Raw genomic sequence first — 14,140 nt, 5'->3', positions numbered from 1 at the left:
GATAACGGTACAACGGCTTTATATGCGCACCAACAAGAATATCAAGTCAAAGTGGGAGATAAAGTCAAACAAGGACAGATTATTGGTTATGTTGGCTCGACAGGAAATAGCACAGGTAGCCATTTACATTTTGAATTATGTTTAGATCATAGTTTAAGTCAATCACAATTGGTTGATCCAGAAACAGTCTTATTTTAAAAATAAGGCTGTTTTTTTATTCAATTTTTAAGGAGGTATTGTCTATGTTGCTATTTATAAGTGGTTTATTTTTAGGCGGATTTATTGGTGTGGCGTTGATGTCATTAGTAGCAATCGATCGTTATGAAGATATGATAGATGAAAGAAAATAAAAAAGTGAGGGGCTGAAGTGAAAAAAGAACACGAAAAACTTTTACACGAGATTAAGGAAACTGAATCGCTCGTTCGATTGAGAAAAAAAGAAAAATTAATTCGTTACAATAAGAGAAAAATTGATCGATTAAGATTCAATTTAAAATGTCTAGATAACATAATCGGTTCAGAAAACATGGTTCGTCGCTATATTTTCTGGAGATATAAGAGAATTATGTTAGCTCTTACTATTTTAATCATCGGTTTTTGGTTTTGGAAACCATTATTTTGGTGTCTTCTCTTACTACTTTGTATATTTTTGATTTTTCCATATATTGTATTTTTTACGACAGGTAACGATACATTATTGGATAGGAAAGATTGGTATTTAAATTATCCGAAACCAATCTATTCAAAGAGTGCTTACAAAATGCAATTATATAACGATTACGAGTACTTTGAAAGATTGTTAGATACAATGTGTGAAGATGTGAGATCACTCGATCAAGAAATTATTCAAATAAAGAAAAAATATGGGAGGAATTGTAGTATTGATGGTACAAGAAAATAATTTATACGCTACACATGAACTTTTATTAACAGATGAAGATCGGTTGTTTTACGTATTTGAAAAAGATATATGTAAATTGCCTTTGTCAAGAAAATTAAGAAAAGGTTTGAAAAGAAATGATGTCATTGAAAAAGAATACTGTTATTCCATTTCGTCTAACTTAGTTAAAGATGAGTATTATCATGAACAATTACCAAAAGCACGTTATACAAAAATATTATGTATTTTGGATGAAAATAAAAAGATTATTCAAAAAGTTCCTATTCTAAAAGTGATTCAAACAAGAAGTGGAGCGCTAAATTTTGGAATTGATAGGGCCACTTTTACAAGTGAATATCATAAAAGATATTAACTCAGAAAGAGGTGAGTCTATTTGATTTTACTTGATAATCTTTTAAAAAAAGTTGTTCAAGAAACATATCCAGATGTAAAAGAGTACAAGCAATTCCAAGTGAAAATCGTACCAAAAGAATTAAAATCTAAGCATGGAAAATATATTCAGAATGATCGACAAATTGAAATTTATAACTTGAGTCGAAGTCCAGGAGCTAATTTCTTAACTGCTCTACATGAAGTAGCTCACCATATTGAAGCAATGGACTTAGGCGATACAGCTCACAAAGATACTTTTTATTCTCGATTTTATCCTTTAGTATGTACAGCTTTGAGAATGGGATATATCAATCAAGATGATTTATTGCTAGATAGCAAAGATTCTTCTGATTATGATAAATTGTGTAAATATTACGGAACGTCATTTGCAAATGAATACACGAAATCTAAATGTAAGAATGTTGTACAGGTAAGACAAGCATATGACTCAAGAAAATTATTAAAAAGACGAGATTTTTCTTATTATTCTAAAAAACAATTATGGATAAGAAAATTCGAAACAGAAGAACAAGCGATAAATGAGTTTCAAATACTAGAAAGTTTGGAACAAGGGCTAGAGATTCAAATAGTTAATATTTTGGATCTAATTTTTGTTGAGACATATTATATCGCTGTTCCTGGAGCTTATCAGTACAGAGAAGTCTTAAAAGAAAAAGGGTTTATCTGGAATGGATATGGTCATAAAAATGTATGGATTAAGCGAATTTCCAGTCAAGAATATCCTGAAATTTGTCAGTTCTTAAAGGCAAATCGATTGATTGGTAAAAAAGTAGAATCAAAATTTTAAAAAGATAGAAATCTGCTGAGATTTTTATCTTTTTTTATTTTTTAGATTAAAGGAGAAATGAGACATGGCATTGAATGCAGATCAACGGAAAACAAAAGATATTGCAATGGCTGTTCTGGAAGCAACAGGAAAAGATTACGATACGGCATTAGATGAGTTCCATCAAGGAATCATTTCAAATAACCAAGATTTAATCTTGAAAAGTTTAAAAAATCAAAAGAATTACTCACAGAAAGGAAATAGTTATGAAAAACATTCAAACTAATTTAGAACCAATCCAAGAAATAACGGAGAAGAAGAAAATAGTTACAGGAGCTTTAATGTTACTTTTGATAGCTTTTGCCCTCCATTTTATCTGGCCTGTGAGCGCATATGCAGATATTGAGTCTTCAGTAAAAGATGCAGGAAACACAGTAGTAACAACAATCAAAAATGTAAGTGGGGCAGTCGGAGCGGCAGTTATTGCAGCAGGATGGTTTGGTAATATGATTCCAATCGTAGAAATAAATCAAAAAGCAAAAATGTGGATCATTCGTGCAGGAGTCTCATTAGTGGGGATTGCTTTTACGATGCAACTTGTAGAATGGTTCCAAAGCATGAAATAAGTTAAGAGAGGTGGCGAGAAAATTGATTGAAGTGAGGATTGATGAATCTAATGCAATAAGAATTACACGTAGTCAGTATAGTTATGTGGAATTTGAAGAACTCTCTGAAGATTTACGCCCAGGAGACTCAGTGACTTACACATTAAACAGAGGAAAGAAAATAATTTATCAAGGTGTATTTGTCAAAGTACCTGATTTATCGGTTCATGAACATATGCACCAGCGAATTCATGACATGATTAAAAAAGGTTCAATTAAAGAGAAACAGGGATTAAAGCTTTTAGATGAGTTAGATAAAGAATTTGAAATACCTGATGGTAAAAATCCTGTTCACTCCAACTCTGTTTTCTCAAAGCCTAAACAAAACCAATTTTCTCAAGTCTTAGAAAAAATTAAGGATATTAATCTTCTTAAATTTTGGAAAAAATGGCTGATAGGGATAGCTGCATGTTTTCTTTTACTATTAACTGTTGTATTCGTATCCCAAAGCTTTACTAAGGCTGACCGTCCAGAGTCATATCAAACGTTGGTTGATGAAAAAGAATACGTTACAGCACTAAAAAATTATCCTGAAGAAGAAACAAACTTAGTTGAAGAACTTTACAGTAAGAAAAATCAAGCAGCATTACATGAGCTATACCAAGAAGGAAAGTCTAATCTCGCTCATTTTTATGAATTGTTCTTGGAGAAAAAATGGAAAAAGGTCACTGAATTAGAGGAATTACCTTTAAATACAACTGTACAAGGTATGCTTGGTTATGCTTATTTACAACAAGGGAAAATCGAAGAAGCTGAATTAATTAACAAAGAAATTGATAGCAAAGTATTAACTAAGCAAATTAAATTAGCGAAGAAGGATGAAGCTTATAGAGCAATTAGCGAAAAAAATATTGATAAAGCTGAAGAGATAAACAAAGAGATCAAGGATGATCAATTAAAAGAAGACATTTCTGTGGCAAAAAGTATTATTAATCTGTTGAAAAAGTATCAATCAGATAAAGACAATAAAGAATTATCTGATTCTGAACGAAAGGAAGCAACAGAAAACATGAGCCTATGGGAAGACAAGTTAAAACAATTAGGAGGAAGCAAAGATGAAAAGCAATCAAACGAATAATCTAAAAGGAAAAATACCTAAAAAATGGTGGATTGTCGGACTATGTTCAGTTTCAATTCTAGGCGGTGTTGTCGCTTATAGTTATAGTACTCAGCCTCAACAAGAGGTAGCAAAAAAAGAGCAAGTGCGTTCTGCGGATACTGATAAAAAAAGTAAAAAAACATGGGAAAAAGAAATCGAAAAGGAAACGAAAAATAAAGAAAAAGCAAAAGATAAGAAAACTTCTCCATTAGATAAAATACTTGGTGTAGTTACGGATGATGAGAGTAATAGTGTTTTTGGGATAGATTTAAATGGAAGTACAAAAACTGATAAATCATTTCTTGTAGGACAACTAGCAGAAGCCACCGGTAAGCAAGAAGCTAAAGAATTGGAAAGAATAGATAACAAAAAAGCAAATGAAAATCAAAAAAATACTATCCCGAATAGTAATTTAATTTTTATTAGTCAACCAAATCAATCGAAAGATGATAATGATGATCTCTTGAAGCCTGTACTTCCAGATAAAGATGAGCAAGGAACGAAGGAACCTGAAAAACCAGATGTTAAGCCAGATGTACCTATTATTCCAGATCCAGTACCGAATCCAGATCCAACGCCAAACCCAGACCCAGTACCGAATCCAGATCCGACACCAAATCCAGACCCAGTACCAGATCCAGATCCAACACCAGATCCAGATCAACCAGACGATTCTTTAGATAAAAAGATTGCAGCAAGCCGATTAGAGTTAAATGAAGCAAAAGAAAAAGCAAATAAATTGAACAATCAATTAAGCAAGGTAAAAAAAGAATTAGAACAACTAAACAATATTGAAGACGATACTGCTAAAAAATCTGTCAAAGCTTCAGAGGAGTGGGAAACAGTATCTGATTTAATTGCAGAATACAATCAATTATCTTCTGAAATCAAAAAGTTAATTGGGGAAAACGGGGAAATACTACCAATTAATTATGATTTATATCAAGAAACTTATCAAAAACTATCTCAGAAAGTAGAAGAGATAAAAGATGCACAGAAACAAGCAAATCAAACGACGAACCAAATGAATCAAGCAGTAAGCGATGCTGAAAAAACTGTAGAATCCTTACCAGAAAAGACACAAGAATATCAAGATGCTCAATCGGAAGTAAGAGATGCTACGTCTAATGTACAAACAGCTATTAATAATGCTCAACAAAGTCAAGAAGTAGCTAACGCTGTACAACCTGAAATCAGCCGAGCTACTCAAGCTTCAGACGAGTTAACAAATACGAATCAACAAGTTGGTAAGGACTTAGAAGAAAGTAGTAAAACAGATTATCAACCTTCTATAGATCAAGCAAAGCAAACAGCAGACGCAATTAATCAAGAAGCTGAAAAACAAAATGAAGCTGTAGCAAATGCTATAAATGACTTTGATAATCTTCCAAAAGTTGAAGATTCAAATGAAACCGAGAATACAAATCCGTCTGATAATTTGCCTACTAATGATAGTCAAACTCCAAATACTAACAATATTTCTCAAGGAACAACGGATAGTTCCAATGACAATAATAAAGAAATAACTAATACTATATCTACAGATAAAGGAGTAGAAAAGCCAGCTGATGAGGTGAACAGCTAATGGAGAAAAAAGACTATCAAATTCTGTTAGCTCGAAAATACGCACGAGGTTTTTTATACCTCGTGTGTATTTTTTATACTTTTCTTATAGGAGTAAAAGGTTATAGTCATTTAAGTGTCTCTTATTTGATTCAGTCAGTCAATAATACATCAAGCAAAGCAACATTAGGAATCATATTCCAAGCTTATTTTTCTATATATTTTATTTGTTTAGTAATAGGAAATTTCCCTAAATTAGCTGAATCTTTATTTGGGGGGAGTAAAATTATAGGGAAACGTTTGCTAAAAGTATTTTTGTTAATAGGTGTATTTGGGTATATTGACTTAATAATCATGGATCAAACAAACATATCATTGTTTAGGTTATGGATTGTGTCTTCCGTAGTTTTTTTCCTTTATTCGAAATGGGATGAGGTGCAAGATAAAAAATTGACACGTTTATATAGTTTGTATCAAGGAAAGTCAGACTTGAAGTATTTGAACCTAAAAGAAGTAAAAAAAGAGCTGAAAATATTGAAAAAACCGAATGTACATGAAAACTATTTAGAAATAAACACGATCATTTATCATATCCGATTTTCATCCTTCCATTTGATTGTGCAAGAAGAAAATTCTAATTTAAATAATTATAATTACAACGAATTTAATAGATGTATAGCGAACATTTTTTTTAGTTGCTTGTTTTTCGTCCTAGCGATTAATGGAATGTTTAAAGAACATTTATTCTTACTTTATAGCTCTGTAGACTTTATGAGTATTTCATTATTTTTGGCAGAAAAAAATCAATTTATCTGTGGTATTAAAGTCATTTGGAAGGATATAAAACGAGTTTTTAGTGATTAAAATATACCAGGAGGTAGAAAATCTATGGTTTTAAGTAGAGTGGAGATAAAAAAAGAACTTAAAAAAATGGAGCTTCGAGAGATATATCGAAGATACTGTGGGCAGAATGAAATAACTGAAAAAGATTTGAGACAACTTAAAGGATTTGACCAAGTCAATGGTATTGAGAAGGCAATAGGTATCCGTATTGATAGTATGAAAGAATTGCAAGATATTCGTCAAGAAAAGTGCAAGGAAGAAGAAATTAAAAGCCTTACAGAATTATTGAAGAATGAGGGTTTGGCAAAAGAGTATTTGACGAGAGAATATAAAAAGATGTCTGATTGTATTACAAACAATAAGCACATAGAAGAAAAAACAGTATCTTTTCCTGATTTATTATCTCAAGATGAAGAACTGGAGGTTTGATCATGAAAAAATGGCGTAAGGATTTAGTAGGGACAAAATTTTGGAGAGATCCTACCCGTACACCGTATAAACATATTGAACGATTTTTGGGACAAAAGAGAGTGTTATATCCACTATTTATCGGGTTAATGCTCTTTTTTTCTTTTATAGCTAATTATATTTCAGCATTGCCTAAAATACTTTCTGAAGTATTTAAAAACGGATTATTTTCTGATGTAGAGTGGCAAAAAGCCATCCAACTAAAATTTTTAATTCACTATCCTAGTGATACGACAGGTTGGAAAATATTTGCTATTGCTTTTAGTTTGATAGCATTGGTGGTTGGTTATAAATTGTATCGGATGCACAAGAGCTTTATGCCATTAGAAGATACATTAACAGCTGCTACGTCACGTTGGGCTGATGGGAAAAGCGAATTGGATAAGCAATACCATACAATGCCAACAGATGACATGGAAGCTTATAGTGGCCCTTCAGGTATGGTCATAGGAACTTCCCCACGTACAAAGGAAGATAAAGAATTAGATCGGGTAAGGGAATATATTGCAGATGAACCGACAAATAATTTGATTGTTGGAGAAACTCGTGTAGGTAAAGGGGTATTTGGTGTAGAAAAAGGAATTGATGGTTTCAGTCGAACGACAGATATGAAAGAAAAGCGATCAATGAATATTCATGATCCGTCTGGAGAATTGTACTTAAAGTGGAAAAAAACACTAGAAAATAGAGGATATATCGTTCGGTTACTGAATTTAAATGATACCGCTATTTCAGATACAACTAATCCCTTAGCTTTAGTTGTCCATTATTATAAACAATATTTATTTGGAAAAACTCAAGTTGAAAGAGATCGAGGATTGGATCAAGCGCAAGCAGAACTTGCTACGCTTTGTTACACTTATTTTCATGATCCAAATGCAAAAGAACCTATTTGGCAAAATTCAGCTAGTGCATTATTTACGGCAGGCTCATTAGCTTTGATCGAAGAATCGCTTTTGTTACAAAGAGAAGAATTATCTAATGCTTATACGATTTTAAATATGATAGCTGAAATGAATAGTGATCGTATTACAAGTATTAGTCATTCAGCACTGGAAAAATATACAGACGATATGAGTGCCAAGAAAAAATTGTTTGCTAAATATAAGGACAAAACAGTTTTAGATTTTTATTTTCAAGAATTACCTTATGATCACCCTGCACATATTGCTTATTTAGATATTTTGGCTTCTGCACCTGCAAAGGCAACAATCGGTAACGTTGTAACGCACATGTTAACCAATATGAAGGCGTTTAGAAGAACAGGGAACGCAAAATTAATGGCACAAAACTCAATTAATTATATGAATTTGGGATTTGGTGAAAAGCCAATGGCTGTTTTCGTAGTTGTATCAGACCAAGATAAATCAAATCATGAAATTGCAGCTAGTTATTTTGATCAAAGTTTTAAAGAGCTGACAAAGGCAGGACTTAAGCGTGCAAATCGTAAATTACCAAGAAAAGTAGTATTCCTTTATGAAGAAGCAGGAAATATGGTTAAAATTCCTGAATTAGCGACTAAAATGACAGATGGCTTAAAAGTTGGAATAAGCCACGTAATTGTTTTGCAGAACTATGAACAATTGGACAAATATGGTGATGAAGCAAATACAATTATATCAAACTGCGGTAACACAATTGTAGTAAAAACAAAATCTAAAAAAACAAGAGAAATGATATTGGAAGACTTGGGAAATCGAGCCAATCTTTCTCTTTCACGTCAAGGGAAAATTGCTGATAGTGAAAAAACATTAACTGATTCGGTTGAACGTATTCCAATGCTAACAAAAGATGAGTTATCTCGATTACCTTTTGGACAAACCGTGGTTATACGAAGTATGAAAACCCATGATTTAAAAGGAAACGTTATTGAGAACATGTATCCAATCTATAATCGCGGTGAATCCAAGATGGTTGAAGCTTGGAAGTATTTGCCTTATGAAGAAAGTACTTGGAACGAAATTGAAGAAGAATACAAAGATGCACCACATACAAAAATAAATTTGACCGATTTATTATATTCTGTTGATCCTGAAATGATTGCGGAAAAAGAGATTAGAAGACAAGCAATCATTAATGGAGAAGAGTATAAACCGAAAGAAAAATGTAAGGATCAATCAGTCTCTGAAAAAATTGACCAATCTAAGCAAATTACTGAGGAATCAGTGGTAAAAGAAATCAGAGTACCAAAGGAACAACAAGTTATTGCTACAGTTAAAAATCCTAAACTAGAGGAATTAGATGAAATATTTGATTCGTATATAAGCAATGACAAGCAAAAATTACTTGTATCTGAAGTTTTTAATTATTATCTTTCCAATCAGTTATCAAGAGAAGTCAATTTATTTTGTGAAACGCAAGAAAACCCTCAACGAATTCTTGAAGAATATCAAGAAATATCAGAAAAAGGAACAGTACGAGATCTAAAAGCATGGCTTGCAAATGTTGGAAGAGAACCATTGTATGAACGAATTATTGAAGCAATTGAAAAGAGAGGGCTACAATGACAAATTTAGTGCTTGCAAATGTAATAACAGATATATTCGCAAATGATGCAGCGACTACAATGAAAGATACAGATATACTGAAAATTTTAAGTGATTATTCCAATTACTTAACACAAGGAAATCCAGCTTGGGATTTTTTGCGGCCAGTAGGAATGAAAATTGCTGAAGGAATGGCATGGATTTTAGATGGTTTATATGGTGTTATGGGTGACCTATTAAAACTATTAAATATCTTTGATAATAAAGCTTTTGTGGATTTGTTGGAGAAAGTCGAACCTATTAAATGGCTATTATTAACGTTAGCTATTTTAGGTTTTTTTGTGTTGTTTATGTTTAGTAAAGTGAATGATGCGTCACAAGCTCCTCTTAACTTAATTTTATTGGTTTGTATGACATTTATGATGCCTTCTCTTTGGGCAACTGCTTCAACAGCCACACAGAATATTTTTAAGGATTTGAATACCGTTGAAAAAAGTCCAGGAGAATCAATCATACTAGAAAATACAACAGATTTGAAGGCAGTAGCGGAAGAAGGGTGGAAACTTAAAGATGGAGAAACCTTAAATCATTATAAACACGCTAGACAAATTGATATGAAAGAAAAAATTGAAAAACCTGACGATGTAAAAAATGGTGAACCATTTAAAAAGAAATTAGTACCTGATTCAAAAGGTGAGGATACCTTAGAGGATATTGAGCAACCTAGTGGCTTTGCAGCATGGTTAGTTTCTAATTTCTTTTCTCCTAATTATTATAGGAACAAAGTGAGATTTTTTAATATTTATCTGACATTGTTGGTGTCAATTATTGCTTTAGGAATTTCTTCATTTAAATTTGCGATTATTATAAATAAAATGTACGGCGATTATGTTTTATTGATAAAAGGTGGATTCGCAGATTTCATGGGAATGCAAAGAGTAAAAGCTCTATTCTCAGAGATTATTGGTAGTTTTGCTTTACTCGTTTATGTACCAATATTATTTCAAATTTATTTGGTTGCAACTGCAGTAATTAAGTCAATGAATTTCAATTTCTTCTCTTATATTATTGCTATGGCAGGTGCTGCTTGGGCATTGATTGATGGGCCAAATGGTTTCCAACGTGTTACTGGTATCGATGCAGGATTAAGAGGGACCGCTGGTGTCGTTATGACAGCATTAGGTGGATCTAAACTAGTAAAAGGAGCAAAAGACTTTGGCTCAACTGTTGCAAAATCGGCAGGAGGCGCTTTGGCAGATGTTGGTGCTTTTGGGTTAGGTATGTCTTTAGGAGCAGTTGGTTCAGGAAATCATGGTGTTGATGCAATGGGATTGAATGACCGACTAAATAATCAAGACAAGGACAAGAAAAAAGGTAGCGAAGATTCTGAAGATACAAAAGGATTCAATGAACAAGAACGTGAGAAAGATAGTTCACAAGACCAAGAATTATCAAATGAAAATATGAATCAAGAAGAAGCTAATAAAGATTCAGAAACAGAGGATCAAATTAAGGGGAATGAAGCAGAACAATCGACGAATGAATCGAATGATGTTGAATCACCAGAATTTGATAGCTTGGAATCATTAGAGCCAACTGACAACGAAGAAGATAATGATGCATTTGACCAATCAAAAGGTTTTAATGAAATAGAAAATCCTGAAATGCTAAACAGTTTAGAACCTTTTGAGAATGAGAACGGCCAAGATAGTTTGAATAACTCAGATATTCCAGTTTCGTCAGCTCAGGATGAAATGGATCAATTAGCTAATCAAGAAGATATTCCTAAAGAAACTGACGATCATTTATCAGGTTTATCGGCTTCAGAAGCTTTATCCGATGATTTAAATGCTTCTCCAGACCAATCAAAAGTTGAACAACATAATAATGAAATAAATCAAAAATTAGCTGAACATAAGAAACTAAATCCATTGAAAAAAGCAGCAAAAGATAAAGTATTTGGATATGCTAAAGATGATTCAGGTAGATATCACAAGCGAAACTTTAGAGAGAAACGTCGAGATGCATTTGATTTAGGGAAAAATTACAGTCAATATCGACAAAAGAAAAAAGAACTAATTAACGAAAAGAAAAAAGAAGATGAGTAGGTGATTTTATGTTTACGAGGCCTAACCGTATCACTGATACGATGCGTTTTGGTGGAGTTTATACAATGTTAGATGGTGCAATTGTGCTTATGCTAGTGTTATATGGATTTGGAACTTTGGGAGATCTTGTTTATCCACCGCTTAGATTATGGTTCAAAATTTGTTTAGGGGCTATTACACTATTTTGGATGATGCCTTCTCCACTTAAACCAGGACAGAAAAATATTACAACACTAGTAGACTTGTTGAAGAAAGACTTAACTATTTATGTTCCAGATAGTATTTATATTGATTCAAAGGAAGCCTTTTTAGATAGTCAAATGTTAGAGGAGGAAACTGAATGATTATTGACGACTCTTTAAAAAAAGAGAAGGGAAAGAAACAGAAGAAGCCAAAAGTAAGATATAAAATATCAAATAGTGTATTAAAAATTATGAACCACATTGCTTTTCTTGATGAAGATTGTATTCAAACACGTAGTGGGTTCACTGATTATTTACTATTAGAAAATTATTCCATTCGTAAAGAAGCACCTGCAATTCAGCAACAAGGGATTCAGAGTTATGTAGATCTTTTTAGAGGTGTAACTTCAGAAATAAAATTAATATTTATGGGATATGCTGCTGATACCACAAGACAGATTGAATATCTTTATGAGCGTTTTCCTAAAAATAGTAGTGAATATTTAAGAAGTCAACGAGATCATAAGGTATGGGAATTAGAAAAATCTCAATCGATTTTAGAAGATATTGTTTATATCCAAATCTTTGGAGATACTCGCGAGGAGTTAGAAAAAGCACGGTCTGAAATTTCTAATAGTACCAGTAAATTCATTCACATACACCCCATATCAGTAGCACAAAAGAAAGGATTACTGTTTCAACTTTATAATTTAGGTGAACGTCCACCAATCTTTGACGACGAGATTTCTTCTCCAGAGTATTTAAACAAAGTTGGTGAAGATCGAAAATTTATGAGCGAAATTATGCCACAAACTGGCGTTACTTTTAAAGGTAACTGGTTTAGTCAAACAGGAACAGGTTATATTGGAGTTTCCCATCTTTATCGTTATGCTAAAAAAGAAAATTTCTACTGGGGTGAACAAATTTTTAGGCAACCAGGAGTTATAACTACTGTAGATATTACTCATTTAGGTCTATCTAAGATAAAAAAAGAATTGAATCGTTCAATTGGTGATAATGAAGATAATATCCGCAAAGGGCTCACTCGTGATGTACAGATGCAGGCAAGAATTGAATATCAATTATTGTCTGAACTAATGGAATCGATGATTACAAGTAATGAAAGTGTAAAAGAGACAACAGTGCGATATTACATTGCAGGTAAAACAAAGGAAGCAGTTCGTGAACGTGCGGATCAAATGAATCAACAATTTTCAAGTAGAGGCTATAAGGCCTCTTTCTTTTTGGGTGAAGAAGACACAGAGCTGCAAGCTTTATATCGTTCTCATGCAGAACAAAAACAGGTAAAAAATAGAAAAGGAAAAGAATTAACCACGACGGATTTAGGTGCAAGTTATCCGCTTAACCATAGTCAATTAATTGATCCTAGAGGAATGTATTTTGGCAGGACAACTACAGGAGGATTAGTTATTTTAGATATGTGGCATAAGGACTATACACGTCTTTCTTATAACTTTGTATTGATTGGATTACCTGGTTCAGGAAAGAGTTCCACTTTAAAAAAAATCGGAAGTCATAATCATTTACTAGGAAATTACACGTACTATTTTATGGCGAATGCAGAAAATAGTCGAATGATGGAAGCTTACGGAGGCGTTTCTTTAGACGCTTCTGGCCGAGATGGGACAGTCAATCCATTTCAAATTTTTGCAACAGTTATCAATGAATTGAACGGAGAAATTGACGAGCAGGAAAGCTATAATGTAAGTAAAAATAAACTAAAAACAATTTATGCTAACATGTATGGAACGAATGACTCCGAACTAAATAATTCATTAGATAAATATATAGATTTGTTCTATGAAGAATGGTTTTTAAACCATGATATGTATTTAGATAAATCGACTCAATATGAAAAAGAAGATTATCCATTGTTAGAAGACTTTAATGAGTTCATTCGAAATAAATTATATGTTAGTGAAGGTAAAATCAGACCAGAGTTATCAGAGTTTGAAGCGAAAAGATTGGATATGATTGACTCTGTAAATAGTTCAATGTTACGTTCAGCACCTCATATTTTTAATCGACACACTTCATTGAGATTCGACGAATATTATTCTGTTACATTTGATTTGAGTAGTCTTTTGAATAAAGGAAAAGAAGTTTTCAACGCACAGTTTTATAATTTACTATTCTTGGTTTGGAATATTTCAATGACACGAGGTATGCGAGAAAAATATTACGTTGATAATCATTTAAAACGACCAGATGAAGCAATTCGATCGTTACTAGTGATTGATGAATTTCATAATATTACTCGCCAGGAGAACATGGATGCGATAGATTTGTTGGATCGTTACGAGCGTGAGGCACGTAAGGCTTTTGGTGGTTTAGGACTCGCAACGCATGATATTTCAGATTTGTTTTCTGAGGGAGCGTCTGATTCATTTAGGGATAAAGTTCGGAAACTATTGAAATTATCAACGTATATTTTTATTATGCAACAAGATCCAAGTTCATTAAAAGAACTACAAAACTCTTTTAAAGAAACTCTGAGAGCTAGTGAATTAGAACAAATTCCTAGTCTAAAACAAGGTGAAACTATTTTAGCGATAAAAGGGAAAGGTAACCTACAAATGAAGATTGATTTATCCAAAGAAGAGATTGAACTGTTTGCAGGAGGACACTAAAAATAGAAACTGATT

At 32.7% G+C, this 14,140-nt stretch carries 13 protein-coding genes and 1 pseudogene; all 14 read left to right on the top strand.

Going from position 1 to position 14,140, the window contains the following annotated elements; genetic code table 11:
- Positions 1–198: pseudogene (locus AB3I00_RS13640) on the top strand (M23 family metallopeptidase); the annotation flags it as partial.
- A 169-nt stretch (positions 199–367) separates the two neighbouring features.
- Positions 368–901 carry a hypothetical protein gene (locus tag AB3I00_RS13635; RefSeq protein WP_325828495.1) on the top strand — a complete coding sequence of 178 codons (534 nt, stop codon included), beginning with the start codon at positions 368–370 and terminating at the stop codon, positions 899–901.
- Positions 885–1,253 (top strand): hypothetical protein, encoded by a 369-nt coding sequence (locus AB3I00_RS13630; protein WP_368025479.1) that lies wholly within the window; start codon positions 885–887, stop codon positions 1,251–1,253. Before AB3I00_RS13635 ends, AB3I00_RS13630 begins: the two co-directional genes overlap by 17 nt.
- A 21-nt stretch (positions 1,254–1,274) precedes the next feature.
- Positions 1,275–2,081 carry a hypothetical protein gene (locus AB3I00_RS13625; protein ID WP_325828493.1) on the top strand — a complete coding sequence of 269 codons (807 nt, stop codon included), beginning with the start codon at positions 1,275–1,277 and terminating at the stop codon, positions 2,079–2,081.
- Between the two features lie 64 nt (positions 2,082–2,145).
- Positions 2,146–2,346, top strand: coding sequence for a hypothetical protein (locus AB3I00_RS13620; RefSeq protein WP_338350259.1), 201 nt, complete (start codon positions 2,146–2,148; stop codon positions 2,344–2,346).
- The gene (locus AB3I00_RS13615; RefSeq protein WP_325828489.1) at positions 2,327–2,686 is read left to right on the top strand and encodes a hypothetical protein; all 360 of its coding nucleotides are present in this window, start codon (positions 2,327–2,329) and stop codon (positions 2,684–2,686) included. The genes AB3I00_RS13620 and AB3I00_RS13615 overlap by 20 nt, the downstream gene beginning before the upstream one ends.
- Positions 2,687–2,708: 22 nt before the next feature.
- Complete coding sequence (locus AB3I00_RS13610) at positions 2,709–3,803, top strand: hypothetical protein (protein ID WP_325828487.1); 1,095 nt, start codon at positions 2,709–2,711, stop codon at positions 3,801–3,803.
- Positions 3,781–5,409, top strand: a complete 1,629-nt coding sequence (locus tag AB3I00_RS13605; protein WP_368025478.1) for a hypothetical protein — start codon at positions 3,781–3,783, stop codon at positions 5,407–5,409. The genes AB3I00_RS13610 and AB3I00_RS13605 overlap by 23 nt, the downstream gene beginning before the upstream one ends.
- Complete coding sequence (locus AB3I00_RS13600) at positions 5,409–6,251, top strand: hypothetical protein (RefSeq protein ID WP_368025477.1); 843 nt, start codon at positions 5,409–5,411, stop codon at positions 6,249–6,251. Before AB3I00_RS13605 ends, AB3I00_RS13600 begins: the two co-directional genes overlap by 1 nt.
- Positions 6,252–6,275: 24 nt before the next feature.
- Positions 6,276–6,659 (top strand): hypothetical protein, encoded by a 384-nt coding sequence (locus AB3I00_RS13595; RefSeq protein WP_368025476.1) that lies wholly within the window; start codon positions 6,276–6,278, stop codon positions 6,657–6,659.
- A gap of 2 nt (positions 6,660–6,661) precedes the next feature.
- Positions 6,662–9,205, top strand: coding sequence for a type IV secretory system conjugative DNA transfer family protein (locus tag AB3I00_RS13590; protein ID WP_368025475.1), 2,544 nt, complete (start codon positions 6,662–6,664; stop codon positions 9,203–9,205).
- The gene (locus AB3I00_RS13585) at positions 9,202–11,292 is read left to right on the top strand and encodes a pLS20_p028 family conjugation system transmembrane protein (protein WP_368025474.1); all 2,091 of its coding nucleotides are present in this window, start codon (positions 9,202–9,204) and stop codon (positions 11,290–11,292) included. Before AB3I00_RS13590 ends, AB3I00_RS13585 begins: the two co-directional genes overlap by 4 nt.
- A gap of 8 nt (positions 11,293–11,300) precedes the next feature.
- Entirely contained in the window at positions 11,301–11,636 is a 336-nt protein-coding gene (locus AB3I00_RS13580; protein WP_325828476.1) for a DUF5592 family protein, read from the top strand.
- Entirely contained in the window at positions 11,633–14,125 is a 2,493-nt protein-coding gene (locus tag AB3I00_RS13575) for a hypothetical protein (RefSeq protein ID WP_325828475.1), read from the top strand. Before AB3I00_RS13580 ends, AB3I00_RS13575 begins: the two co-directional genes overlap by 4 nt.
- Positions 14,126–14,140: the final 15 nt, after the last annotated feature.

Origin of the sequence: Enterococcus sp. C76 (assembly GCF_040886985.1) — a bacterium.
GTDB classification, from domain to species: domain Bacteria; phylum Bacillota; class Bacilli; order Lactobacillales; family Enterococcaceae; genus Enterococcus_B; species Enterococcus_B lactis.
Note: the sequence above shows the minus strand (reverse complement) of the source record. Positions and strands in the feature narration are given on the sequence as shown.

Excerpts from the sequence above, each read along its gene's own strand:
- AB3I00_RS13605 (WP_368025478.1), top strand. The coding sequence starts at position 3,781 with ATGAAAAGCAATCAAACGAATAATCTAAAAGGAAAAATACCTAAAAAA.
- AB3I00_RS13630 (WP_368025479.1), top strand. The coding sequence starts at position 885 with ATGGTACAAGAAAATAATTTATACGCTACACATGAACTTTTATTAACA.
- AB3I00_RS13620 (WP_338350259.1), top strand. The coding sequence starts at position 2,146 with ATGGCATTGAATGCAGATCAACGGAAAACAAAAGATATTGCAATGGCT.
- AB3I00_RS13590 (WP_368025475.1), top strand. The coding sequence starts at position 6,662 with ATGAAAAAATGGCGTAAGGATTTAGTAGGGACAAAATTTTGGAGAGAT.
- AB3I00_RS13615 (WP_325828489.1), top strand. The coding sequence starts at position 2,327 with ATGAAAAACATTCAAACTAATTTAGAACCAATCCAAGAAATAACGGAG.
- AB3I00_RS13595 (WP_368025476.1), top strand. The coding sequence starts at position 6,276 with ATGGTTTTAAGTAGAGTGGAGATAAAAAAAGAACTTAAAAAAATGGAG.
- AB3I00_RS13585 (WP_368025474.1), top strand. The coding sequence starts at position 9,202 with ATGACAAATTTAGTGCTTGCAAATGTAATAACAGATATATTCGCAAAT.
- AB3I00_RS13600 (WP_368025477.1), top strand. The coding sequence starts at position 5,409 with ATGGAGAAAAAAGACTATCAAATTCTGTTAGCTCGAAAATACGCACGA.
- AB3I00_RS13580 (WP_325828476.1), top strand. The coding sequence starts at position 11,301 with ATGTTTACGAGGCCTAACCGTATCACTGATACGATGCGTTTTGGTGGA.
- AB3I00_RS13575 (WP_325828475.1), top strand. The coding sequence starts at position 11,633 with ATGATTATTGACGACTCTTTAAAAAAAGAGAAGGGAAAGAAACAGAAG.